Origin of the sequence: Arthrobacter sp. NPDC056886 (assembly GCF_042788715.1) — a bacterium.
Taxonomy (GTDB): Bacteria; Actinomycetota; Actinomycetes; order Actinomycetales; family Micrococcaceae; genus Arthrobacter.
Window position 1 is genome coordinate 261,407 of record NZ_JBHUBT010000006.1, and the last position, 21,959, is coordinate 283,365.

Sequence of the window (21,959 nt, forward strand, 5' to 3'; positions counted from 1 at the left end):
CCGGGCCGGACAGAACGGGTCTCGGCACGGCGTCGTCCCTTATTTGACCGTCGTCCTTATTTGACCGTCAGTGAGCCGTGCATATTGGAGTGGTATGTGCAGTGGAACGGGTAGGTGCCTGGCTTGGATGGTGCCTTGAAAGTGGCCGTACCGCCGTTTTCCTTGACCTCGACATCAAAGAGCGTCGCATCCTGGTCTGCGGTCACCGTGTGCTCGGCAGTGTCCATGTTGACCACCTTCACCTCCGCACCGGGAGCCACCGAACCCGGGATCTCATAGGCGAAGTTGCTGATCGTGATTGTCGCAGCTGCGGCGTTTGCCGGCCCTGACGTCGTGGAGCCCGCCGGGGCAGACGGCTCCACCGACATGCTGGCAGAGGTCCCGGCCGTCGTCGCCGGAGCGGTCGTCCCGCCGCCTCCGGCACAGCCGCTCAGCCCGATCAAAACCGTGGCCAGCACAAGTGCAGTCCGTGTCTTATTGCTCGTCATGACGTGCCGTCCTCGATGGTGGAGGGGGCTGAGGAAACAGCCCGGCTTCCTTCCATTCTGCATCCGGCACCGTCAAAAAGCACCGCAAAATAGACGTCGTGAGGCCCGGGCCAACTGCGCGTCCTTGCGGCCTGCGGCGGCACCGGGTGCAGCGCATCTCCCGGACCTGGTCAGGCTTGCGCCCTTGCCTTTTGCAGGTATGCCAGGAGTCCGGCCAGTTGCTCCGAGGACCATGGCAGATCCGCGCTGAGGGCGGCCCTGTTTTCCTGCCACATGGAACGGGCGGCGGCTTTGGTCTGCTCACCTGTATGGAACATGGATCCGATTTCGTCCCATGTCATGGCCCACTCCCGAACGGACGGATCAGAGACCGGTGTCCCGTTCTCGACGTGCCTGAGGCCTTCCTCGACCAATGCGGCCCATCGGGTCTTGGCGGCCTCGACTCGGTCGCTGCCGAGTTCGGCCCTGCGGTCGGCCAGTTCCTGGCGCTGTTCTGGTGTGAAGTGGTTTTCGAGCACGGTGATCATCTCCAACGTTGACATGAACTGTTCGGGGGCCGGCACAGCGGCCCCCTCGATGAGTGAACTGTCGATGCGGGAAAGCAGGTCCCGTAGCCGGTCTTGGACGGCTCGGACCTGCTCGGCGTGCCGGCTCATGTGCAGCAACTGCTGTTCCAGGAGGATGCGCAGTGAAGCCATGTCATCGGCAGGGGTTGCCAACGCGGTGCCGATATCGGCCAGCGGGAGGCCAAGCATCTGCAGCGCACGGATCCGGTACAGTCGCCGCACGTCTTCCTCGGTGTAGCGGCGGTGGCCGGAAGCGGTTCTCTGGCCTGCCGACAGCAGCCCGATCTCGTCGTAGTGATGGAGGGTCCGGACCGTGACGCCACACGCTTTGGCGAGTTCGCCGATGCTCCATTGGCCTGCGGCACCGCTCGTCTGTTTCATAGGCACAACGGTAGATCCTCACGCCGCGTGAGGAGCAAGGCCACCCGGCCGCCTGCGAGAAGTCGCCGCCCGCTCAGCCGGCCTGCCCGGCGTCGGCCAGCCGGTTGTTGAGCCGGTCCACCTCGTCCAGGACCTCGGTCGCCGCCCAGGCCCGGCTGCGCTTTGACTGGGTGACCGGGGTGATCACCCCGGCGTTGGAGAGCCGCTGCAGCGCGGCGTAGACCGAGCTCTCGGCGACGCCGGCAATATGGGCAGCACTGTGGGCCTCGAACACAGGCCGCTCCAGCAGCCACGGGATGATCTTCTCGTCCGCGGAACCCCTGCGTGGTCTGGCCAGCTCCAGCCACATCGCTGGCAGGGCATCGAGTGCGGCCACGGACTCCCGCGCGGCGTCCGAGGCGCGGACCGCGGAACGGGCCAGGTAGAGCACGAACGGATCGGCGTCGCCGGAGCGGTAGTTGTTGACGAGGCTGAAATACGTGTCGACGTCGGCGACCATCGCCGACGCGATCGGGGTGACCGTGTTCTTTGTGAGCCCGCGACGGCGGGAAATCGCACCGATCAGGGCCCGGCCGATCCGGCCGTTGCCGTCGGTGAACGGGTGGATGGATTCGAAGTGGGCGTGCGCGATCGCCGCCTGCGCCATGATGGGGACGTCGCGGCGGTTGCAGAAGGCCATCAGGTCCTCCATCAGCTCCGGCACGAGCTCCGGCGGGGGCGGGACATGGATGGCGCCGCGCGGTGAATGGTCGCTGCCGCCGATCCAGTTCTGAACCTCCCTGAACTTGCCGGCGTGGGGGCCGTCCATCGGGTCGTCCTTCATGAGCGTGTTATGGGCGCCCAGCATTGCCTCCAGCCGGATCTCCCCGGTTCGCCCGGCGTCGTCGATCATCCCTTGTACGGCGTCGGCTGCGGCCACCATGGAACGGGCGTCATCACTGGCCTTGAGCCCGATCATGGCCCGGGCGTAGTCGTCGCGGTTGGCGTTGACGTGCTCGATCTTGGAGGAGGACACGGCTTCGCTGCGGAGCAGGAACCCGCTGATGGCGGCCATCCGCGTGCCCGCCGTGACGTCCAGGGACGCGATGGCAACCGCGGCCTCCTCCAGGGCGATAATGGTCTCGCGGCCCGGATCGAACCAGCTCCCGGCGATCATGGGTGGCAGCGAGACCACAACCTCGGTGAATTCCCGGTCTTCGCGCGGCGGCCGCCCGGACGACTTCCACGGCATCGTCTTGCTGCCGTGTGCGGGCCAACGGGTCATGGATCCTCCGGAAGTCTAAATAGTCACCCTGCTATTTAGATTTTAGGGGTCAAACATGAATAGCGCGACACTTGTGGAGCCCGCCGCCCATGTGCCGCAAGTCGGGGTCCGTTCCTCAGTCGACTAGGAGTTCGGATTTACCCTCGGTCTTTGAGGCTTCCTGGGGTGATTCTGGTGATCAGGACAGTGGAGGGACGGCGGCTCACTTTTTCTCCTTGACTGCGGCCTCTTCGGGCTCTGCCGTGGTCTGCTGGGTGGCGGCCCAACTGGCGAGGACTTTCAGTGCGTCCTCGGAGGGTGTCCCGGGATCTGCTGTGTAGACGTTGATGCGCATTCCCGGGTCGGCGGGCAGTTCAAGCGCCTCGAAGCTCAAGTCAAGGTCCCCAACAACCGGGTGGCGGAGCCGCTTCCGGCCGGCGCGGTGGTACTTCACATCGTGCCGGGCCCACCGGGTACGAAACTCTTCGCTTCGGGTTGAGAGTTCACCGATCAGGTCGGTGAGGTCCTTGTCATACGGGTTTTTCCCGGCCGTGGACCGCAGGACAGCGACGATGTCATCCGCCGCGCGTTCCCAATCGGCGAAGAAGTCCCGCGCCTTCGGGTTCAGGAAGGTGAAGCGTGCGCTGTTCGGCGGGGTGGTCTGCTCGGCCATCAAGTCCAGATAAAGCGCACGGCCCAGCTCATTGGCGGCCAGGACATCCCCGCGGTCGTTGCGGACCCAGGCAGGTGCGGCCGTGATCGCATCAATGACGCGTTGCACGCTCGGCCGCACTGTCTGCGGGCTGCGCTTGCGCCGGGCACGGGGAGCGGCGGTGGCTGCGCGGGCCAGATCAAAAAGGTGGGCCGTTTCGGCGTCGTCGAGCTTCAGGGCTCGCCCGAGGGCTTCCAGGACGCTGTCCGAGGCGCCGGAAAGGTTCCCCCGTTCCAGGCGTATGTAGTAGTCGATGCTCATCCCGGCGAGCATCGCGACTTCCTCGCGGCGCAGGCCGGCAACGCGCCGGTTGCCACCGTAGACGGGCAGCCCGGCCTCATCCGGCGTGATCTTTGCGCGGCGGGAGGTCAGGAACTTCCGCACGTCGTCACTGTGTGTCATGGCATCCACGCTACGCGGTGGCTGATCCTCGAGGGAGGCACTGGCGTTACCCGGAACAGCCGTGACTCCCGGCCCGTGAGGAATCACGGTTGCATTGAAAGCATGAAATCCGAACCCACAACAGCCCACCCGGCTGCGATTCTGGCGATCATCCTCGCCAGCTACTTCATGATCCTGCTGGACAACTCGGTTATCTTCACCGCCCTGCCGAGCCTGCAGGCAGATCTGCAGCTGAGCACCGGTGAGCTGACCTGGGTTCAGGATGCCTACACGCTGGTCTTCGGCGGCCTGCTGCTCCTCGGTGCCCGGGCAGGAGACCTACTCGGACGCCGGCGGGTCTTCGTGTTCGGGCTGGTGGTGTTCTCGATCGCGTCGCTGCTGATCGGACTGGCACCGACTGGCTGGTGGGCGATCGCCGGCCGCGCCGTGCAGGGTGTCGGGGCTGCGATCGTCGCGCCCGCTGCACTCTCCCTGCTCACAGCCAGCTTCCCAGAAGGCCGCGAGCGCACCCGGGCCGTCGCCTTGTACGGCGCCACCGCAGGGATCGGCGCCAGCCTCGGGCTAGTCATCGGCGGGGCGCTGGCCCACTGGATCTCCTGGCGGGCCGGGTTCTTCGTCAACGTACCCATTGGCGCCGCAATGATCGCACTCGCACCGCGGTTCCTCCCGGAATCAGGCCGGGCCCGCGGCCGCTTGGACGTATTCGGGGCGGCCAGCGCCACGCTGGGTGTCGGCGCTCTCGTATTCGGCATCATCAACACCGTCGATGCGGGATGGATTTCCACGGTTACGATGACGGCCGTCAGCGCCGGCGTCGTGCTCCTGATCGTGTTCGTCCTGACCGAACGCAGGGCTGCCCAGCCGATCATGCCGTTGAGGCTGTTCGCGAGCCGCCGCCGAACCGGTGCCTATGTCGCCCGCTTTCTGTACCTGGGCGCGATGATCGCATTCTTCTTTTTCACCACCCAGTTCCTTCAGCAAGTACTTGGCTTCGACCCCCTCCAGGCCGGCATCGGATTCCTGCCCATGACCGCAGTCAACTTCGCTGTTGCAATGAGCATTCCGCGGTTCATGGGTAAAGTGCCGGGTTCAATTCCACTCGTGGCCGGCATCCTGATCACGCTTGCCGGGATGTTCTGGCTCAGCCGAGTCGGTGTGGACTCCCGCTATCTGACCGGGGTGGCGCTGCCGATGGTGCTCATTGGTGCGGGCCAGGGTCTCGCGTTTGCGCCGCTGACCTCGTTCGGCATCATCGGCGCTCCCGCGGCCGACGCCGGCGCGGCATCGGGCCTGGTGAACACCTTCCACCAGGTTGGCACGTGCCTTGGGCTTGGCATAGCGGTCGCGGCGGCATCGGCCGTCCCGGCGGCGGGTTCCGCCGTAGCGCACCTGGCCTCGCAGGTCGGCGTCGCCCTGACGACGGGCAGCATTCTCCTGCTCCTTGCCCTGATCGTGACGGCAGCCGTCATCCTGCCCGCCGATCTTGCCGCCCCCCGCACCGAGAAGCCGTCCGGGACAGCGCCCGTGCCCCAGGTCCAAGAGGTCGGTTGAACCAATAACGCCATCCGCAAGAAGGGGGTAATGACGTGAACTCCCACAATTCTGTACGTCTCAATATCGTGAAAGGCATGAACATGGAACTGACCCTCAACAACGGCGTCACAATGCCGGCCCTGGGCCTGGGCGTCTTCCAAAGCGCCCCGGAGCAGACCACTGCCGCGGTCCGGGCCGCGCTGACCACCGGCTACCGGCACATCGACACCGCAGCCGCGTACGGCAACGAGCGGGAAGTCGGGCAGGGCATCCGCTCTTCCGGCCTTGACCGTCCGGAGGTGTTCATCGAGACCAAGGTCTGGGTCAGTGACTACGGCTATGGCCAGACCCTGCACGCCTGGGACAAAGCGACAGGCAAGCTCGGTGTCGACTATCTGGACCTGTTCATCCTGCACCAGCCCGCCCCCGACCGCTTCGAAAAAACCATCGCCGCCTACAAGGCGCTGGAGACCCTGCTTGCTGATGGGCGCGTCCGGGCGATCGGCGTCAGCAACTTCATGCCGCACCACCTCAAGCAACTGCTCGATGCGACCGACGTCGTCCCGGCAGTGAACCAGATCGAACTGCACCCCTATTTCACCCAGCCGGACGTACAGGCAGATGATGCCCAGCACGGGATCCTCACCCAGGCCTGGTCACCGATCGGAGGCATCACCTTCTACCCAGGGTGGGGCCAGGACCGCCGGAACGTCATGGAAGACCCCACAATCGCCACCATCGCACGGGCCTACGGCAAGAGTCCGGCACAGGTCATGCTCCGCTGGCACCTGCAGCAGGGCCGCTCGGCCATTCCCAAATCGACCAACCCTGCACGCATCGCCGAAAACTTCGACGCGTTCGATTTCGAACTCAGTGCCGAGGAACTCACCGTTATCGATTCGCTCAACACCGGCAACCGCACTGGCCCGGACCCGGACGAGGCCCGCGAGGAACGCTTCGCCATGGTCATCCCCGAAGCCTAAGACCCCAGAAGCCTAAGACAAAGAGAAGGAAACACCATGGAATACCGCCCCCTGGGCCGCACCGGCGTGCAGGTCAGCCCCTTATGTCTCGGTGCAATGATGTTCGGCCCCTGGGGCAACAACGACACCGCCGACTCCATCCGCATCATTCACCGCGCCCTCGACGCGGGCATCAACTTCATCGACACCGCCGACGTCTACTCCGGCGGTGCATCCGAGGAAATCGTCGGACAGGCACTCGACGGGCGCCGGGACGGGGTGTTCCTCGCCACCAAGTTCTTCATGCCCATGAGCGAGGACCCCAATCAGCACGGCGGATCCCGCCGCTGGATCATGCAAGCGGTCGAACACTCCCTCCGCCGGCTCAACACCGACTACATCGACCTCTACCAGGTCCACCGGCCCAGCCCCGATACCGACGTCGAGGAAACCCTCGGCGCGCTCAGCGACCTCGTCCGCCAGGGCAAAGTCCGTTACATCGGTTCTTCTTCGTATTCGGGATCCCAGATTGTTGAAGCCCAGTGGGCCTCCCGGGAACGCAACCTGGAACGGTTTGTCACCGAACAGCCGCCCTACTCGCTCCTGGTCCGCGGCATCGAAGAAGACATCCTCCCCACGGTCCAACGCCACGGCATGGGCACGCTCACCTACAGCCCGCTCAGTGGCGGGTGGCTTTCAGGGCGCTGGCGCAAGGACTCCGCTTCCACCCCCACCTCCCCCGCACGTCCGAACGCCCGCTTCGACATGAGCAGCCCGGCCAACCAGCGAAAACTGGACATCGTCGAAGAACTTGCCCAGCTCGCCGAACAAAACGGGCTGACCCTCATCGAGCTGGCCATCGCTTTCGCGATCCACCACCCAGGCGTCACGGCCGCCATCGTTGGCCCGCGCACCATGGAACAACTCGAGTCTTACCTGCCCGCCGCTGACATCACCCTGGGTACCGACGTGCTGGACCGCATCGACCAGATCGCCGCCCCCGGCGTCACCGTCAACCCCGACGACAACAGCTACGGCGCCCACGAACTCACAGCGCAGGCACGACGGCGGCGGCTGACGTGACCGCTGGGTCAAGGTCCTCGTCCGCCCGCAACGCCCACCCGAAACTGGCACTCTCACCGAAAGAAGAAACATCATGAATGTCCAACCCAAGCAGGTCGGGGGCGGACGGAGAATGTTCGGCGACTTCGCTCCCAAGCTCGCCGAGCTCACCGACGACGTCCTCTTCAGGGACGTCTGGAACCGGCCCGAACTGAGCGCCCGCGATCGCAGCCTCATCACAGTAGCCGTGTTGACCGCCGGAGGGAACACCGAACAGCTGGGTTCCCACCTTGGCCGCGCCCTCGAAAACGGTGTGACCCAGGAAGAGCTCATCGAAGCCATCACCCACGTCACGCTCTACGCCGGCTGGCCCAAAGGCATGTCCGCGATGGGCATCGCCAAGCAACTCTTCACAGACAACAAATAAGGAAAATCATGAACATCGAACCCTCAGCGCCGACCACGAAGAACCCGGCGGCCCAGTTCGCCGGCGACGTCTGGCTGGATCCGATTGCGCTGCCTCACGAGAAGGACCAGACGATGGTCGTAGCGACCGTTCGCTTCGCGCCGGGTGCCCGCACCGCCTGGCACTCGCACAAGCACGGTCAGTACCTGCGCGTCACTCAAGGCGTCGGCCGCTTCGGCGGCCGAGACGGCACGATCATCGAGGTCCACCCCGGCCAGACGCTCTACACCGCGCCCGGCGAAGAGCACTGGCACGCTGCAGCCCCCGGCTGCTTCATGGAGCACATCGCCATGCTTCAGAACGGCGAGGACCCCGCTAGAACCACGACCTGGGGCGAGCACATCACCGACGACGAATACAACGGCCGCTAAACAGCAGATGTTATTCGCAGACCCGAGTCGTCGAGGGGGCGTTTCCCTTCGACGTCTCGGCGCGCTGGACATCTAGGACTATTACTTCCGCGAAGCGATTCATCCGCGCTGGCAGGGAAGCGGGCGACGCCGTCACCAACCGCCGCGGGTAGGCGTATGTCCCTTTCGGGCGTCGTCGGGCATTGCCATTTCGGCCCGCAGGCCTAGCAGCCGGATCGGACGGCCCGGTTCGATTCCGGCTGCGAGGTCCAAGGTCTGCGCCAGGATTTCGTTCCGGTCGAATGTCTCGGGAATCTTCCTAGCGTGGGTCTTGGTGAAGAACGGCGCGTACCGAACCTTGAGGGTCAGCCCAACCACGGGCCGTCCTTCGGACACAACATCCTCAAGGACGCGCGCTGTCAGCTCCCTTACGGCGCCGTCCACCTGGGCGGGCTCGGTCAGGTCCCGCTGGAAGGTGGTCTCCCGGCTATGCCCGCGGGCAACCCACGGGGTGTCGTCCACAACGCTGGCGCCGTCTCCGCGTCCGAGCTCCGCGTACCACGGCCCCATCTTGGAGCCGAACTCGGCGACCAGGTCTTGGGGGTCGGACGCGGCGAGCTCGGCGACTGTGTTGATGCCGAGTTTGGCCAGTCGTCCCGACACTTTTGTTCCGACGCCCCACAGGTCTCTGGTGGGCCGACTGCCCATGACGTCGAGCCAGTTCCCGGCAGTGAGCCGGAAGACTCCGGCCGGCTTGCCGAAACCGGTGGCGACTTTGGCCCGGACCAAAGTGTCGCCGATGCCCACACTGCAATGCAGCTGCGTCCGCTCAAGGACAGCGGCCTGCACCTGCCGGGCGTAGGCCTCCGGACTCTCTGTCTCAGTGCCTACGAAGGCTTCATCCCAACCCAACACCTGCACGGTGGCGCCGGGCTGCGCGCGCAGGGTAGCCATCACGGTTTCAGAAGCTGCGAGGTAAGCCTCCTGATCGACGGGCAGGATCACAGCGTCGGGCACTTTCCGGGCCGCAATGCGTAAGGGCATTCCGGAGCCCACTCCGAATGCCCTGGCTTCGTAGGATGCGGTCGACACCACGGCTCGTTCCGTGGGGTCGCCCCGACCGCCGACAATGATTGGCTTGCCCGCAAGCTCCGGGCGGCGGAGCACTTCGACCGCCGCGATGAACTGGTCGAGATCGACGTGCAGCACCCACTGGATTCCGCTCACGCCACCAGTCTGCCTTAATCATCCCCGGCAAGCATCGGCTCGCCACCGCCCCTTCGCCCTCATTTCGATTGCGCCGGGCAGCGGGCGTGTCTAGCGCTGAAAGGCTTCCCGGACGTCCGGCGGCGTAGCTTCCTGTATGACCCAGCGGTTGCCGTCCGGGTCACTGAAATAGGCGAAGGCGATTCCACCCATGTCCTGGACCTCGCTGACCTCCGCTCCGCGTTGGAGAAGCTCAGCCCTCGTGGATGCCATGTCAGGGACCACCAATTGCAGGCCTTCCAGGCTGCCCGGCGGCATACTGGTCATTCCTGTGCCGATCACGATGGAGGTGGCGGAGCCGGGTGGCGTAAGTTGGACCACCCGGATGCCCGGTATGTATTCCACGTCGTGGTCCAGGGCGAACCCAAGCCGGTCTGTGTAGAACGACTTGGCTTTGTCCACATCACTGACGGGTACTTGTACGACCTCGAGGCGCATCTCCATGCGCCTCAGAGTACCCCGGTTTTCTCGCTGTGCACGGGCCTGGAGGAAAGCCGCGCCCCTGCGGTCTCCGCCAGGATTTCTGGTCGGTCACTCCGGAGTGGAACGTGCAACCTGTGACGTACGCGAAGCGCCCTAGTGAGCGGTCAGGTAGTACCCCGGTACCGGTTGTGCCCGTTCAGTAGTGTCCTCGGGGCCGATGTGTGTGGATGGGGGCGATCCGTAGCGTGAAAGAGCAAGGCGGGGCACATTGAAGGCGATGGCCCCGCAACTCCATACGGAATCGAGACTCACAAATGGCTTCCCTCTCTACGCGACTCATTCAGGCCGCTCTCTCGGTTGGATTCTCCGTCCTCGCTGTGGCCGCGATGGCTTTCGCGGGCACGTCGGTGGCGGATGCGGATAGTCACGTCCGCCCCGCCGCCCACGAGGCGAAGGAACTGCCCGCGAATCGGCCCTCCTCCTCCGGCCCGCTAGTTGTCGCCGTCGTCCTGGGTTCGTCAGGAACCGTAGGAAGTGATGTTCTCGCTCCCTACGAAGTATTTGCCAGCTCCCCGGATTTTTCGGTGTACACAATCGCAGCGAAGTCTGCCCCTGCGCCAATTGACGGGGGTCCGGCGATAGTGCCCACGTACACGTTTGAGGACGTCCGATCGGGCAGGGCCCGGCAGCCGGCCGTCGTCGTTGTGCCGGCCGTCGGCGCTCCGGAGGGCCCAGAGGAAACCGCAATGCGCGAGTGGATCGTGGAGCAATCAGGTCGCGGGGCCCGCATCCTGGGCGTCTGCAACGGATCGAGCGTCCTTGCCGGGACAGGCCTCTTGAACGGTCATAAGGCGACCAGCCACTGGTCCCGTCTGGGTGCCCTCAAGCAGAGCCATCCCGAGGTCCAGTGGCTGGGAGGTCTGCGGTTCGTTCAGGACGGCAGGATCACCACCACGGCCGGCGTAACCTCCGGCATCCCCGGCGCGCTGAAAGTCATGGAGGACATGACGGGTGCCGTCGAAGCCGAACGAGTCGGCCGGCTAATGAAATACCCTGGTTGGCAGGTGGCAGCGACAGCGCAGATACCCGTCCAATCCTTCGTCGCTTCGGACATTCCCATCGCACTCAACGCCCTCGTCCCATGGCTCCGGCCGACGATCGGCGTCGGGCTCTTCAACGGGGTGGGCGAGATCGATGTCGCCAGCGCCTTTGAGGTCTACAACATGTCCTTCGCCGCCCGGGCCGTGGCGGTCGGTGCCACTGACACGGTCACCACCAAGCATGGGCTCATTCTCCTGACCGTCCCGGAACGTCAGGCTCCCCCGATGGACCGGTTCATCGCCCCCGGCGCGGCCCGGGACCAGGACATTGATCCGCAATTGCGTGACTGGTCCGCGTCCCGCAACACGCCCGTCGATGCTTTTGCTGGTGCCGACGGGTCGCTCGGGTTCGACGGCGCCATCGAGTCTCTGGCGCAGCACACCGACCGTGCCACGGCTGTATCGGCAGCCAAGATGATGGACTATCCCACGGCGCATCTGGACCTTCCGACCGGAGGAGCTTCTCTCCGGGTTCCCGGACTGATGGCGCTCGGCCTCCTGCTCGCTGTATTGGCCGGAACTCTCCCGGCCGCCATTCGAAGCGTCATCCGGCGCCGAAGGGAGGGGCGCGGATGGCCGTTGCCATGATTCTGCCGGATTCACGAATATGCTCTCTACAGCCACCACAGCAGGGCACACGAACACCATGCTGCTTCGGACTGCACAAGAGAATGGATTTAGATGCCGCTAGATCAGCTTTTCGCGACACTCGCCTGCGCAGTTCTGGCCGGCCTGACCATCTTCCAGGTCGCGCTTATCGCCGGAGCTCCGCTGGGAACAGCGGCGTGGGGCGGCCAACACCGCGTCCTGCCTCCCAAACTGAGAATCGGGAGCGCCCTGTCCATAGCCGTGTACGCCCTCTTCGCCTACGCAGCTCTGGCCAAGGCTGGTTTGGTCCCGCTGTTGGTCAACGAATCCTTTACTGCGGTCACCATGTGGGTGATGACGGCATACTTCGTGCTCGGAGTCTTCATGAACGGGATCTCCCGCAGCAAAGCCGAACGCCTCATCATGACCCCCACCACGTTGGTCCTAGCCGCCCTCTACCTGGTCCTTGCGCTCCACTGATGTCCCAACGAACGGCCAAAGGACCCTTATGCCCTTCACTCCAAGCAGAGTTCGGAGCATGACCGGGACGGGGTTGCGGCAGGCCCCGCAGCATTGCCGGTACCGGCTGTGAAGACACCGATTTCGTCGAGCGAACCACGCGAGCCACGCGGGTGGCGCTCTCGCCCGCGCGTCACGGACCTCCTGGTCGCTGCCGCCTACACAGCACCGGCTCTGGCGGCAGCCACCGCCTTCAGCGGTGGCGGGACCGAAGCGCCGGGGCTCGTTCTCCAGTGTCTCGCCGTGGTGGTTTCCGGAATTGGCCTGGTGTTCCGCCGGCTGGCTCCGATGTCGTCTTTGGCTGCCACAGCCGTCATCATGCTCATCACGTTCTCGGTCCCGGCGAGCTTCGCAACGGTCGCGACAGCCATGGCGCTGTACGCCGTCGGCGTTTACCGGTCCGCGCGGCACGCGGTCGTTTCCCTTCTGGGGACCAGTGCGATCCTCCTTGTCGCCGCGGTCCTGCAGCCGCTGTCGATGGTGGACCTTGGCCAAGCTGTCCAGGCGATTGCCGTCTTGGTGATCGCGACACTGAGCGGCCTGAACGTGCGCACGCGCCGCCGTTACGTGAGCGCCCTCGTGGACCGTGCAGACCGGCTGACGCGTGAACGGGAGCATCTGGACAGCATCGCGGCCGCCGCGGAGCGCAACGCCATCGCCCGGGAGATGCACGACATCGTCTCGCATGGATTGGCTGTGATGATTTCCCTGGCCCATGGTTCGGCCGAGATCGCCTCCACTGATCCCGCCCGCGCCGTCCACGCCATGCGTCAAGTCGCCGAGACGGGGCGCGTGGCGGTGACGGATATGCGCCGGATGCTCGGAGTTCTGAACGAAGGCGATACCGAAGGAAATACCGCGGAGTTGGCCGGTGCGGCACAACCTTCGCCCGGGGTGGGGGACATTCCTGATTTGCTGGGGCTGTTCCGTTCTGCGGGCCTTCCCGTGGCCCTGCAGTCGGCTGGTGTTCCTCCGGCCGATCCCGGAATCCAACTGGCTATCTACCGTGTCGTCCAGGAAGGGCTCACTAATGCGCTTAAGTATGCGAGAGCAGCAACAGCGGTCACGGTTCGTACGGAGTTCAGCCCGAAGACGATTTTGGTCTCGGTGACCGACGACGGGCACCCTGAGGTTGCCCCTGCCGACCATGCCGGGCGTGGCGTCGCGGGAATGCGTGAGCGCGTCGCACTGTGCGGCGGCACGCTGCGCGCGGGTCCTCTGACGAGCGGTGGATGGTCCGTGACCGCCCGGTTCCCGCCGCAGGAGGAATCTCCATGGCAACGGTAAGTGTCCCGCCCAGGCGTCCGATCCGGGTACTGCTGGTCGATGACCAGACACTTGTCCGGATGGGTTTCCGCATGGTGCTGGATGCCCAGGACGGGGTGGAGGTCGCCGGGGAGGCCGCTGACGGCAGGATTGGCATCGAAATGTGTCGAACCCTGGCGCCGGACGTGGTCCTGATGGACGTGCGGATGCCCGACACGGACGGAATCACCGCGACCCGGCGCATTGTCGAGGAGTGCCCGCAGTCACGGGTCATTGTCTTGACGACGTTCGACCTCGACGAGTATGCCTTCGCGGCGCTCCGGGCCGGTGCCAGTGGTTTTCTGCTCAAGGATGTGGGGCCAGCTGAGTTGCTTGCCTCCATCAGGGCCGTCGCCGGAGGAGACGCCGCCATTTCCTCCAGGGTCAGCCGCCGGATGCTGGAGCTCTTCAGCCAACGGCTCCCCTCCGTGCCCGCCGCCGCGGGCGACGAAGCGGTGGCGTCCCTGACACCGAGGGAACTGGAAATTCTCGTCGCCATCGCGCGGGGACTGACCAACACCGAGATCGGGGAACGACTGGCCGTGGCGGAATCAACGGTCAAAACCCATGTGGGCCGTATCCTCATGAAACTCGCACTGCGCGACCGTGTACACGCCGTCATCTTCGCCTATGAACACGGTTTTGCACGATAGCGGCGGCGGCCGAACTAAACCCCGTGAGGGATGCCCTGCCTCCGGGAGACCGCCGCTCAGGTCTTCAAAGGGGCAGTCTGTCCTTAGCCTGTCGTCCGTCCATGCCTCCTTGCCGACGGCCTTTTCAAGCCATGGGACGTCCCCCTAAAATGGCGTTGTTGCCCCAGACCCCGGCAGCGTTTCCTACTGCCGGAGCGTCTTCGGGAAGGAATGTCATGCGAGGCAACAAACCACGTTCACCCGGACTGATCTGCCGGGCAGGTGCGCGTCATGAATATTGATGCAATCAGAGCGGTAGAAGAGGCGGCCGCGACGAATTCAGCCTTAGATTTCGAACACGAACATTCCGCCCCCGAGCTTCAGGCTGCCGTCGCGGAGGCTGTCACGAACGGTCTGCCCATCAAGGACGTGGCCTCGGCGGCACATATGACGGCGCTGGAGGTCCTGGACGCCGCGGACCGTCATACTTACTCGGGCGCCGCCGATCCCCCGCGGCGGCGCCCGGCCCTCTAGCAGGCTGACAGTCAGTTACGACATGAGACGTCCTCCGGCTCATGGGTCCCAGCCGCGGTCGAGGAACACCGGGGGCGGCAGTCGCCACGGACCCCCTGGCCAGCGGCGATTTGTGGGTGACACTCTGAAGAAGGTGCGGGCAGCGGAAACTAGGGCTAGTGTCGCGGCATGGTGTCGGACGCTTTATTGAGGGATGCAAAGAGTGTCTTGCGCGCCGAGGTTCGTCTCGGCCGCCGGGCTCGATCGGTGAGCGAACGGGAAGCGGCCACGGCCGGCCTGACGGCGAATTTAATCGCTCTGGTCCGTCTCCGTGCCCCCGCCCTGGTCGGCTGCTACCTGTCGGGTTCAGATGAACCGAACACGCGGCCGTTCTTGAGCTGGGCCGCCGCCAACGGCGTCGAGGTTCTGGTTCCAGTGAGCAGACGGGACGGGCTCCTGGACTGGGTGCAGGCACGAGGAGGGCCCGAACAGGTTGGCCTGTTCGGCATCTCTGAAATGGTTGGCGAAGTTGTCGGCCCCAGTGTGTTCCAGAGTGTTGAACTGCTGCTTATTCCCGCTGCCGCGGTCGACTTGTCGGGAATGCGGATGGGGTGGGGGCGCGGGTACTTTGACCGGGCCCTCGCGTCGCTAAGGGAGCCCCCTCCGGTGTTCGCCGTGGTCTACGACGACGAGTTGCTTGACTCGGTCCCGGCAGAGAGCCATGACATACCCGTCAATGGGGTAGTCACTTCGAGTCAGACCCGTGAGTTCTGACCGGCCTTATCCCAGATGCCCGGACAGTCGAGTTTTTGGACCCTGGCGGGTGGACCGGCCGGCGCGCCGCATCAGACGACGTCGGTTGGGGCGGCGCGGTGGTCGATCCAAGCGGTCAGTTCGTCGATCCGTTCGAGGGCGGCGTTGAAATGCTCGACCGTCGCCCAAAGTGACGGATGCTGTTCACGGATGTTCTCAAGGGTAGTTCCCGCGGTGGCAAGCGCGGCGAGATCGAAACTGACATTCGTGCGCGCCCCTGTCACCGCTGCCCTTAGGGCCCCGAATGCGACGACGACATCAGCAATGAGGGCCGGGTTACCGTTGGATGCGAGCCATCCCAGATCATCGATGGCATCGATGGCCCGCTCGCCGAGCACGGCGGATGCCTTGGCAGCGGCTACGGATGCCCGGTGGATTGCCTCCTCGCGCTCCGGGCCCGGCTCCAGCCGAAACGCGGCCCCGAAAGCCTTAGATGCTGTCGCATCGTCATCGGCCAGTTGAAGGGCGACGTCTCGCAGAGAACGAGCCCGCCCGTGAATATCGCTGAGTTCACCGCGCTGGTGCTCCTCCGCTTCTGTATATCCGGCCACCATCGAAGTCAGGGACGCAGCGATGGCAAGCATTAGTCCAGCCCCGGCCCCGCCACCTGGCGAACCACTGGACTCTGCCAAAGCCCGCGTCCAATCTTCAACGGTCGAGCCTTGAGTTGTCACCGCATCAGTATCAGCCATGACGTTAAGTGTGCCCTCTAAGTGAGGGGCACGCTGAACTGCCACCCCGCCAGGACGGAACAAGCGATGAGCGGAGCGCCCCGAAAGTCTGATGGGACAGCCGGGGGAACAAGCGCCGGTCGCGGGCCGTCCCAGCCAGAAGGATGCGTGGCGGAAACTCGAGCAGTGCGAAGTCCTCGCAGTGGAGCCCGGCGAGTTGATCAGCTTCCTGTTCTCCGAGGGCCAACTGGACACCACCGTTACGTGGCGCCTTGAGTCGGTTGAAGACGGCACCGTCCTACACCTCGAGCGTGGGGCTTCAATCTCGACACCCCGTTGGGCCAGCAAGCCTCGGAAGGCATGGGCAACGGGTGGCCGGGCCTGCTTTCGCGGATCGACGGGGTACTGTCCGGCGTTTCGTGACCCGACTCAGCGGGCCCAGCTGATGCACTTCATGACGCACCCGCAGGCACGTCCCGCCAATCAGGCCTGGCTCAACGCCTTGGCCTTGACAGCGTCGAACTCGCTCTGAGTCAGCGTGCCGGCGTCGAGGAGTTCCTTGGCCTTCGCAATTTCCTGGGTGGGGGATGCTGCGGCCACGGAGCGGATGTACTCATTGGTGGCAGCTCGGGCCTGCTCTGCACTCTTGGCCTGGCGCTCGGCCATGCTGCGGCCCCGCGCGATCAGATACACAAGAACCGTCAGGAACGGGACGAAGACGAGGAATATGATCCACACAGCCTTGAGCCAGCCGCTGAGCTCGTGGTCCCGGAAAATGTCGGTGATAACGGCAAACAGCGCGAAAAGGTAGGCGACGAACGCGAATCCCCAAAAGAACAGCCAAATGACGCTCCAGAATTGCTCCACGGGAGCCATCCTTTCGTTCTGAGAAAGCCCTGCTGGCTTCCTTACGCGCCAAGGTAGCCCGCCGTGATATCCGCCGTTAGGACCATAAGGCCTGAATTTGCCGAGGTGGAGAGCCTTTATGCCGTCCCAGATGCGACTCCAGCCAGGTGCCTTCTACCGGAGCGCCCTGGCCTTCAGCATCTGGAATTCGTCGCCGGTGATTGTGCCTTCATCAAGGAGTTTCTTGCCCGCCGCGATCTGTTCCGCCGGGCTGGTGTTGGCGGTCCGCCGGACGTATTCAGCCATGTCTTCCCTAGCGACGTCCTGCCGGGCGGATTGCCTGATGGCCATTTGCTGTCCGTAGAACATTATGTAGGCCAGGCAACCGAGGAGTGGAAACAACAGAACACCCAGAATCCACAGGGCTTTTACCCACCCTGGCCGCAGGCTGTCCGCGAAGATGTCCCGGATGACGAGAAAGAGCAGGATCAAATACGCCGCAAACATGACGAACGAAAACATGAACCAAATGAAGTCCCAAAATCCCATGACCTTCGCCTTTCGCGAAACCGGTGAAGAGGCAACGAAGTGTTCAGCGGCGATGCCGGGGCCATCCGGCGTGGCAGGCGGCTCCGCGCAAGTGGAACGCTAGGACCCGTGTCGGCACCAGCCTACGCACGGGGACCTCGTTGTCAACGAGCCTGTCAACGGGCTGGTCAATGAACTGTAAAGCGGGAGAGCGGGGCGGGCTAAGACGATGCGGGACTAAAAGAAGTGCAGCTCACTGGCCGCGTCTGGGGAAGGATGCACCACGGGAGCTTGGCCAAGCTCGAGCAGGATGTCGTTAATGCTCAGCTGGCCGTCCAGCTGAGGATCCAGCTGCACCGGGACAACAGCCTCCGGAACGGCGTCGCTACTCATGCCACGATCATATGTGCGGACCGTCCCCCGGCCCGGGGGCCACGCCGACTGGGGGCCACGGCGGACTCAGCCCGGGACCGCAGCGCAGCACTGCGGTCTTCGGCGCCGCAGGCCACCCGGCCAAGGAGGGACCGGCGTGTCAGGTGCCGTCGTAGGCAGCCTGCAGCGCGGCGATGTCCAGCTTGCGCATGCCGAGCATTGCCTGCATGGCGCGCTGGGCGCCGTCGGGGTCGGGGCCGCCAATCAGTTGTTCCAGCACTGACGGCACCACCTGCCACGAGACCCCGTAGCGGTCCTTGAGCCAACCGCACTGGCTTTCCTGGCCGCCGTCGGTCAGGGCCGACCAGTACCGGTCCACTTCCTCCTGCGAGGCGCAGTCGATGACAAAGGACACCGCCTCATTGAACGTGAAGGCAGGCCCCCCGTTCAATGCAGTGAAGGTGCGCCCGTCAAGCTCGAAGCGGACAGTGATCGCCTGACCGGCCGGCCCGGGACCGCCCTCGCCATACCGTGCGACGTCGAGGACTTTGCCGCCGTCGAAGATGGAGACGTAGTACTCGGCAGCTTCCTCGGCCTGGCTGTCGAACCACAGGCAAGTCGTGATCTTTTCGCTCACAGCGCTCCCCTTGCATTCGCCCGTGCCACCGGCTGGCTCCGGCGGCGATCAGAGGCATGGGACCGAGCCTAGCCCCACCGTGATTTCGGGCACAACGACTTCCGCCGGCCGGGCGCCACCCGGACGGGACTAGGCTTGGATGTATGCCTTCTCCAACGCCCAGACTCCCCCGTCCGTACGCCCAGGACGCTCCAAGTACCGGCCTCCGGCCCGGGCAGACAGCCGCCCTGGCCGCCTCCGCCGATGCGCTCCTGATCCTGCTCTTCGCGGCGATCGGGCGCGACGCACACCAGCGCGGGGACATCATCACCGGCGTCTTTGCGACGGCGTGGCCGTTCCTTGCGGGGGCGGCACTGGCATGGCTCGCCCTCCGGCTGTGGCATGACCCCCTGCCGGTGTGGCCCGCCGGCGTCGCCGTCTGGCTCGGAACGGTCAGCGTCGGCATGATTCTGCGAGCCGTCACCGGGCAGACGGTGGTGCTGCCGTTCATCATCGTGGCCCTGCTGAGCCTGGGCGTTTTCCTCCTGGGCTACCGCCTTGTGGCCGCGGGCATGCGGCGGTTGCGTTCACGCCGCCGCCAAGGCTAATGCACTAGGCTGGCAGAAGATGGCAGCGCCCGGACAAGGGCCGCCGACAGGCCCGCAAACGGCGCAACCGATCCGGAAAGGCTCACACGTGGTCACCGCATTCGTCCTGATCAAGACAGACGCTTCACGCATCCCGGAGACCGCCGAGGAAATCTCCGCCATCGCCGGCATCAGCGAGGTCTATTCCGTCACGGGCGAGTGGGACCTGATCGCCATCGCCCGCGTGGCCAAGCACGAGGACCTGGCGGAAGTCATCGCGGACAAGCTCTCGAAAGTCCGGGGCGTGGCCCACACCACCACGCAGATCGCCTTCCGGGCGTACTCGCAGCACGACCTCGACGCGGCCTTTGCCCTCGGTTTCGAGCAGTAGCACCACGTAGCACCAGGCGTGAGTGGTCTTTGATCAGGCCGTCTTACCGCTCGTGAACCACACTGCCGTCCAAGGTCGACCCGCAACCCCAGTGCCACCCTTCCGAAAAATTGGATAGAAGCTTAGTGTCAACGCAGTTCTGGGCTACCGGGTGGCGGCCCGCACTGGGGCAGCGCGGGTTGTGACTCTCATTGTCCTGATCGCCGCCGTCTTCGCTGGCGCCAACACGTTACGGCCACTCCCCAGGGATGGGGAGCCGCAGCCGATCGCACTCTTCAGCCTCATCAACGGCGCTACATCGCCGTTCATCTTGGCAGTTATCGAAGCAGTCATCCTGGATCTGATCTCCGTCCGCCGCCGCCCCGGCCAGTGACCGCGGCGTGTTCCCTGTTGCCTCATTGCAATACCTCCGGGAACGGTGATTCGTTGCCTCATTTGAAAACCTCCGGATCGGTGGCGTCGCTCTGGCGATGCCGGTAGGGCGTGATGCTGCCGTTCCAGGCGCTGTTGACGGGCCTGACGGGTCCTGTTTTCTTGGCCAGGGCAAGGACTTCCAGTTCTGCAGTCAGTGCCAGGATGTGGCGTGAGAGGGCTGCCGGCCGGATCCGTTTGAAGGCGGCATTCATTTGGATGGTCTGCCTTTTCCGGATGCTCTCGTGCCGGACCGCGCGTTGGTGCGGCGTCGTGGGAGCGTCGTGCCTCTTGGTGACTCTGGCCCCGTGACGTTGCTTGCCGATGAGTTTCTGTTGGGGAAGCAAGTAGTTGGTGAGGACGCGGTCCAGTTCCCAGATTTCATTGAGCTTCTCCAGCTCGGCGGCCGTGTCGTAGCGGAGGTAGCCGACCAGTTCCCGGACCCTGGCCCAGTTCTTCTGCTCCACGTGGGCGCCGTCGTTCTTGATTCCCGGGCCGGGAGCGGGTGAACGTGATCTGGTGGGCATGGCAGTAGGCGAACAGGTGATCGTTGATGAACTCAGAGCCGTTGTCCGAATCGATGCCGATGATCGGGAACGGGAACACCGCGCTGACGTGCTCGAGCGCCTCCAGGACCCACCGGGCGGCCTTGTTCCGCACGGACCGGTTCACCGTCCAGCCGGTGGCAATGTCGGTCACTGTCAGGGTGAAGCAGAACTCACCAAAGCTGTTGCCGCCCTCATGGCCGACCAGGTCGATCTCCACAAACCCCGGGACCGCGTCGTCCCATTCGGCCCAGGTGCGGATCGGGATCTGGGACTTCAGCAAGGTGCCCGGCTTGGTGTGGGACCGTCCCCGCGGGATCAGCTTCGCCCGTTCACCCGCCAGTTTCCGGTCCACCGTCGCCGCGCTCATCCGGCTCAGCAGCCGGGCCTGCTCATCGGTGATCACCAGCTCCTGCTCGGCCCGCAGCAAGGGCACCAGAACGGGCAGCATCGGGGCCAGCAGCTTCCCGGCCGGGGCCCGCAGCACCGACCAGCATTTGATCAGCGCGGGCAGCAGTTCAGGCCCGTAAACCGGCGTTCTTCCCGGCCGGGGCCTGACGATCTTCAGAACCAGCGCATCCCGCAGGGCCGCTCGGGCGTAGTCGCGGTGCCACCCGGTCAGCTCGACCAGCTCATCCAGGATCCGGGACTTCCCTTTCCGGGACGCGCCCTGATACGCGAGGGCTTTCTTCTTCGTCACAGCCTGCCGCTGGGCCATCCTCAGCTCCATGAAAACGGGCATAGCTGGCAACCGGAGCCAACACCGTCAACCACGCCGCTACGCGGAGGTTTTCAAATGAGGCAACGTATCCGGCCACGCGGAGGTTTTCTATGAGTCAACGCGTGCTCTTGACGCGGCCCGCGGCGCAAGCGTATACAAGGGCCATCCCGGCGTCGTCGGGGGTCACGACCGCAGAACAAACACGGGCAGCCCGGGGACCGTCGTCATGAAACACGGCGGAGCAGCGGAGTGAGGTGTGAGCGATGGCCGGATTATCTGCCCTCCGTTTCGTGGCGCTCGGCTGGGCAGGCTTGGTCGCGGCGGAAGCGGGGATTGCGGACGAATGGGGGTACTACTTCGGCGTCTTCGTGATTGTGCTGGCCCAGTGCGCCGGTGTACCGCTTCCCGCCGTGGCCGTACTGCTTGGGGCCTACGCCTCGGCGCGCCACGGAGATCTGAACCTTGCTGCCGTTATCGCCGTCGGCAGCCTGGGCGCCATGCTCGGGAGCACTATTGGCTACGTACTTGGGCGGGTGGGAGGCCGTCCGTTGATGCTGCGACTGGCGCAGCGCTTCCACGCCGACGAGAAACGCATCGTCCAAATGGAGTCGTTCTTCGATCGGCACGGCGGCAAAGCCTTGTTCTTCGGCCGCTGGGTCATTGTCGTCCGGCTCTGGGGCGCCATCGCCGCGGGGGCTGCCAAGATGCCGTGGCCCAAGTTCCTGCTGTGGACCATCCCAGGGTGCATCGCGTGGGTCGCGAGCCTCAGCGTTCTGGCCTATCTGGCCGGGGCGCTGGCCCACGCTATCGGTGACGCTCTCGACATCGGCGGCTGGGTGCTGGTCCCCATCGTCGTGCTTGGCCTGGCGGTCGTCTGGCGCCGGCGCAGACGCCGGAAGCTCAAGTCAGCGGAAGGGTCAGGGGACGGCGTGCCCGACGCCGGATGA

General features: G+C 64.9%; 28 protein-coding genes. 15 read left to right on the forward strand and 13 right to left on the reverse strand.

Going from position 1 to position 21,959, the window contains the following annotated elements; all coding sequences use genetic code 11:
* Positions 1–56 precede the first annotated feature (56 nt).
* The 4 genes from ACFRJ8_RS12550 to ACFRJ8_RS12565 form a co-directional block, all read right to left on the reverse strand.
* Entirely contained in the window at positions 57–488 is a 432-nt protein-coding gene (locus ACFRJ8_RS12550) for a cupredoxin domain-containing protein (RefSeq protein WP_377986489.1), read from the reverse strand.
* Positions 489–658: 170 nt separating this feature from the next.
* Positions 659–1,435 (reverse strand): MerR family transcriptional regulator, encoded by a 777-nt coding sequence (locus tag ACFRJ8_RS12555; protein ID WP_377986490.1) that lies wholly within the window; start codon positions 1,433–1,435, stop codon positions 659–661.
* Positions 1,436–1,508: 73 nt separating this feature from the next.
* Positions 1,509–2,699, reverse strand: a complete 1,191-nt coding sequence (locus ACFRJ8_RS12560) for a Fic family protein (RefSeq protein ID WP_377986491.1) — start codon at positions 2,697–2,699, stop codon at positions 1,509–1,511.
* Between the two features lie 202 nt (positions 2,700–2,901).
* Complete coding sequence (locus tag ACFRJ8_RS12565; RefSeq protein WP_377986492.1) at positions 2,902–3,792, reverse strand: helix-turn-helix transcriptional regulator; 891 nt, start codon at positions 3,790–3,792, stop codon at positions 2,902–2,904.
* Between the two features lie 102 nt (positions 3,793–3,894).
* Between ACFRJ8_RS12565 and ACFRJ8_RS12570 the strand changes: the two genes are divergently transcribed.
* The 5 genes from ACFRJ8_RS12570 (at position 3,895) to ACFRJ8_RS12590 (ending at position 8,186) form a co-directional block, all read left to right on the forward strand.
* A complete protein-coding gene (locus tag ACFRJ8_RS12570; RefSeq protein WP_377986493.1) occupies positions 3,895–5,343 on the forward strand; it encodes an MFS transporter in 1,449 nt (482 codons plus the stop codon).
* 83 nt (positions 5,344–5,426) lie between these two features.
* The gene (locus ACFRJ8_RS12575; RefSeq protein ID WP_377986554.1) at positions 5,427–6,308 is read left to right on the forward strand and encodes an aldo/keto reductase; all 882 of its coding nucleotides are present in this window, start codon (positions 5,427–5,429) and stop codon (positions 6,306–6,308) included.
* 36 nt (positions 6,309–6,344) lie between these two features.
* Positions 6,345–7,370, forward strand: a complete 1,026-nt coding sequence (locus ACFRJ8_RS12580) for an aldo/keto reductase (protein ID WP_377986494.1) — start codon at positions 6,345–6,347, stop codon at positions 7,368–7,370.
* Positions 7,371–7,443: 73 nt separating this feature from the next.
* Positions 7,444–7,776, forward strand: a complete 333-nt coding sequence (locus ACFRJ8_RS12585; RefSeq protein ID WP_377986495.1) for a carboxymuconolactone decarboxylase family protein — start codon at positions 7,444–7,446, stop codon at positions 7,774–7,776.
* Between the two features lie 8 nt (positions 7,777–7,784).
* Positions 7,785–8,186: a cupin domain-containing protein gene (locus tag ACFRJ8_RS12590; protein ID WP_377986496.1), complete on the forward strand. Its 402-nt coding sequence runs from the start codon at positions 7,785–7,787 to the stop codon at positions 8,184–8,186.
* Between the two features lie 132 nt (positions 8,187–8,318).
* Here ACFRJ8_RS12590 and ACFRJ8_RS12595 read toward each other — a convergent pair whose 3' ends face one another.
* Both ACFRJ8_RS12595 and ACFRJ8_RS12600 read right to left on the reverse strand, forming a co-directional pair.
* On the reverse strand, positions 8,319–9,374 hold the full coding sequence (locus tag ACFRJ8_RS12595; RefSeq protein ID WP_377986555.1) for a DNA polymerase IV: 1,056 nt from the start codon (positions 9,372–9,374) through the stop codon (positions 8,319–8,321).
* Between the two features lie 108 nt (positions 9,375–9,482).
* Entirely contained in the window at positions 9,483–9,875 is a 393-nt protein-coding gene (locus tag ACFRJ8_RS12600; protein ID WP_377986497.1) for a VOC family protein, read from the reverse strand.
* Between the two features lie 293 nt (positions 9,876–10,168).
* On the opposite strand from ACFRJ8_RS12600, the gene ACFRJ8_RS12605 reads away from it, so the two are divergent.
* From ACFRJ8_RS12605 to ACFRJ8_RS12630, 6 genes are all read left to right on the forward strand, one after another.
* Positions 10,169–11,542, forward strand: coding sequence for a DJ-1/PfpI family protein (locus ACFRJ8_RS12605; RefSeq protein ID WP_377986498.1), 1,374 nt, complete (start codon positions 10,169–10,171; stop codon positions 11,540–11,542).
* Between the two features lie 93 nt (positions 11,543–11,635).
* On the forward strand, positions 11,636–12,022 hold the full coding sequence (locus tag ACFRJ8_RS12610) for a hypothetical protein (protein WP_377986499.1): 387 nt from the start codon (positions 11,636–11,638) through the stop codon (positions 12,020–12,022).
* A 108-nt stretch (positions 12,023–12,130) separates the two neighbouring features.
* Positions 12,131–13,348, forward strand: coding sequence for a sensor histidine kinase (locus tag ACFRJ8_RS12615; protein ID WP_377986500.1), 1,218 nt, complete (start codon positions 12,131–12,133; stop codon positions 13,346–13,348).
* Entirely contained in the window at positions 13,336–14,019 is a 684-nt protein-coding gene (locus tag ACFRJ8_RS12620) for a response regulator (RefSeq protein WP_377986501.1), read from the forward strand. Before ACFRJ8_RS12615 ends, ACFRJ8_RS12620 begins: the two co-directional genes overlap by 13 nt.
* 270 nt (positions 14,020–14,289) lie before the next feature.
* Positions 14,290–14,532 carry a hypothetical protein gene (locus tag ACFRJ8_RS12625; protein WP_377986502.1) on the forward strand — a complete coding sequence of 81 codons (243 nt, stop codon included), beginning with the start codon at positions 14,290–14,292 and terminating at the stop codon, positions 14,530–14,532.
* A 168-nt stretch (positions 14,533–14,700) separates the two neighbouring features.
* Positions 14,701–15,285 carry a 5-formyltetrahydrofolate cyclo-ligase gene (locus ACFRJ8_RS12630; RefSeq protein ID WP_377986503.1) on the forward strand — a complete coding sequence of 195 codons (585 nt, stop codon included), beginning with the start codon at positions 14,701–14,703 and terminating at the stop codon, positions 15,283–15,285.
* 71 nt (positions 15,286–15,356) lie between these two features.
* On the opposite strand, the gene ACFRJ8_RS12635 is transcribed toward ACFRJ8_RS12630, so the two are convergent.
* The 5 genes from ACFRJ8_RS12635 to ACFRJ8_RS12655 form a co-directional block, all read right to left on the reverse strand.
* Entirely contained in the window at positions 15,357–16,016 is a 660-nt protein-coding gene (locus tag ACFRJ8_RS12635; RefSeq protein ID WP_377986504.1) for a cyclodeaminase/cyclohydrolase family protein, read from the reverse strand.
* Between the two features lie 462 nt (positions 16,017–16,478).
* On the reverse strand, positions 16,479–16,862 hold the full coding sequence (locus ACFRJ8_RS12640; protein ID WP_377986505.1) for an SHOCT domain-containing protein: 384 nt from the start codon (positions 16,860–16,862) through the stop codon (positions 16,479–16,481).
* Positions 16,863–17,015: 153 nt separating this feature from the next.
* Positions 17,016–17,390: a PLD nuclease N-terminal domain-containing protein gene (locus tag ACFRJ8_RS12645; RefSeq protein WP_377986506.1), complete on the reverse strand. Its 375-nt coding sequence runs from the start codon at positions 17,388–17,390 to the stop codon at positions 17,016–17,018.
* A 216-nt stretch (positions 17,391–17,606) separates the two neighbouring features.
* Positions 17,607–17,762 carry a hypothetical protein gene (locus tag ACFRJ8_RS12650; RefSeq protein WP_018773067.1) on the reverse strand — a complete coding sequence of 52 codons (156 nt, stop codon included), beginning with the start codon at positions 17,760–17,762 and terminating at the stop codon, positions 17,607–17,609.
* A gap of 139 nt (positions 17,763–17,901) precedes the next feature.
* Positions 17,902–18,378 carry a VOC family protein gene (locus ACFRJ8_RS12655; protein WP_377986507.1) on the reverse strand — a complete coding sequence of 159 codons (477 nt, stop codon included), beginning with the start codon at positions 18,376–18,378 and terminating at the stop codon, positions 17,902–17,904.
* Positions 18,379–18,521: 143 nt separating this feature from the next.
* Here ACFRJ8_RS12655 and ACFRJ8_RS12660 point away from each other — a divergent pair, with 143 nt between their 5' ends.
* From ACFRJ8_RS12660 to ACFRJ8_RS12670, 3 genes are all read left to right on the forward strand, one after another.
* Positions 18,522–18,965: a DUF3054 domain-containing protein gene (locus ACFRJ8_RS12660; RefSeq protein ID WP_377986508.1), complete on the forward strand. Its 444-nt coding sequence runs from the start codon at positions 18,522–18,524 to the stop codon at positions 18,963–18,965.
* 88 nt (positions 18,966–19,053) lie between these two features.
* The gene (locus ACFRJ8_RS12665; RefSeq protein ID WP_090580900.1) at positions 19,054–19,335 is read left to right on the forward strand and encodes an Lrp/AsnC family transcriptional regulator; all 282 of its coding nucleotides are present in this window, start codon (positions 19,054–19,056) and stop codon (positions 19,333–19,335) included.
* Positions 19,336–19,516: 181 nt separating this feature from the next.
* The gene (locus ACFRJ8_RS12670) at positions 19,517–19,708 is read left to right on the forward strand and encodes a hypothetical protein (protein ID WP_377986509.1); all 192 of its coding nucleotides are present in this window, start codon (positions 19,517–19,519) and stop codon (positions 19,706–19,708) included.
* 58 nt (positions 19,709–19,766) lie between these two features.
* Here ACFRJ8_RS12670 and ACFRJ8_RS12675 read toward each other — a convergent pair whose 3' ends face one another.
* Positions 19,767–20,213, reverse strand: coding sequence for a hypothetical protein (locus ACFRJ8_RS12675; RefSeq protein ID WP_377986510.1), 447 nt, complete (start codon positions 20,211–20,213; stop codon positions 19,767–19,769).
* Entirely contained in the window at positions 20,128–21,009 is an 882-nt protein-coding gene (locus ACFRJ8_RS12680; protein ID WP_377986511.1) for a transposase family protein, read from the reverse strand. The genes ACFRJ8_RS12675 and ACFRJ8_RS12680 overlap by 86 nt, the downstream gene beginning before the upstream one ends.
* Positions 21,010–21,275: 266 nt before the next feature.
* On the opposite strand from ACFRJ8_RS12680, the gene ACFRJ8_RS12685 reads away from it, so the two are divergent.
* On the forward strand, positions 21,276–21,959 hold the full coding sequence (locus ACFRJ8_RS12685) for a DedA family protein (RefSeq protein ID WP_377986512.1): 684 nt from the start codon (positions 21,276–21,278) through the stop codon (positions 21,957–21,959).

Bases quoted from the DNA above. Each gene is read 5' to 3' on its own strand.
- ACFRJ8_RS12550 (WP_377986489.1), bottom strand. From the start codon at position 488: ATGACGAGCAATAAGACACGGACTGCACTTGTGCTGGCCACGGTTTTG.
- ACFRJ8_RS12555 (WP_377986490.1), bottom strand. From the start codon at position 1,435: ATGAAACAGACGAGCGGTGCCGCAGGCCAATGGAGCATCGGCGAACTC.
- ACFRJ8_RS12560 (WP_377986491.1), bottom strand. From the start codon at position 2,699: ATGACCCGTTGGCCCGCACACGGCAGCAAGACGATGCCGTGGAAGTCG.
- ACFRJ8_RS12565 (WP_377986492.1), bottom strand. From the start codon at position 3,792: ATGACACACAGTGACGACGTGCGGAAGTTCCTGACCTCCCGCCGCGCA.
- ACFRJ8_RS12570 (WP_377986493.1), top strand. From the start codon at position 3,895: ATGAAATCCGAACCCACAACAGCCCACCCGGCTGCGATTCTGGCGATC.
- ACFRJ8_RS12575 (WP_377986554.1), top strand. From the start codon at position 5,427: ATGGAACTGACCCTCAACAACGGCGTCACAATGCCGGCCCTGGGCCTG.
- ACFRJ8_RS12580 (WP_377986494.1), top strand. From the start codon at position 6,345: ATGGAATACCGCCCCCTGGGCCGCACCGGCGTGCAGGTCAGCCCCTTA.
- ACFRJ8_RS12585 (WP_377986495.1), top strand. From the start codon at position 7,444: ATGAATGTCCAACCCAAGCAGGTCGGGGGCGGACGGAGAATGTTCGGC.
- ACFRJ8_RS12590 (WP_377986496.1), top strand. From the start codon at position 7,785: ATGAACATCGAACCCTCAGCGCCGACCACGAAGAACCCGGCGGCCCAG.
- ACFRJ8_RS12600 (WP_377986497.1), bottom strand. From the start codon at position 9,875: ATGGAGATGCGCCTCGAGGTCGTACAAGTACCCGTCAGTGATGTGGAC.
- ACFRJ8_RS12605 (WP_377986498.1), top strand. From the start codon at position 10,169: ATGGCTTCCCTCTCTACGCGACTCATTCAGGCCGCTCTCTCGGTTGGA.
- ACFRJ8_RS12610 (WP_377986499.1), top strand. From the start codon at position 11,636: ATGCCGCTAGATCAGCTTTTCGCGACACTCGCCTGCGCAGTTCTGGCC.
- ACFRJ8_RS12620 (WP_377986501.1), top strand. From the start codon at position 13,336: ATGGCAACGGTAAGTGTCCCGCCCAGGCGTCCGATCCGGGTACTGCTG.
- ACFRJ8_RS12625 (WP_377986502.1), top strand. From the start codon at position 14,290: ATGAATATTGATGCAATCAGAGCGGTAGAAGAGGCGGCCGCGACGAAT.
- ACFRJ8_RS12630 (WP_377986503.1), top strand. From the start codon at position 14,701: ATGGTGTCGGACGCTTTATTGAGGGATGCAAAGAGTGTCTTGCGCGCC.
- ACFRJ8_RS12635 (WP_377986504.1), bottom strand. From the start codon at position 16,016: ATGGCTGATACTGATGCGGTGACAACTCAAGGCTCGACCGTTGAAGAT.
- ACFRJ8_RS12645 (WP_377986506.1), bottom strand. From the start codon at position 17,390: ATGGGATTTTGGGACTTCATTTGGTTCATGTTTTCGTTCGTCATGTTT.
- ACFRJ8_RS12650 (WP_018773067.1), bottom strand. From the start codon at position 17,762: ATGAGTAGCGACGCCGTTCCGGAGGCTGTTGTCCCGGTGCAGCTGGAT.
- ACFRJ8_RS12660 (WP_377986508.1), top strand. From the start codon at position 18,522: ATGCCTTCTCCAACGCCCAGACTCCCCCGTCCGTACGCCCAGGACGCT.
- ACFRJ8_RS12680 (WP_377986511.1), bottom strand. From the start codon at position 21,009: ATGGCCCAGCGGCAGGCTGTGACGAAGAAGAAAGCCCTCGCGTATCAG.
- ACFRJ8_RS12685 (WP_377986512.1), top strand. From the start codon at position 21,276: ATGGCCGGATTATCTGCCCTCCGTTTCGTGGCGCTCGGCTGGGCAGGC.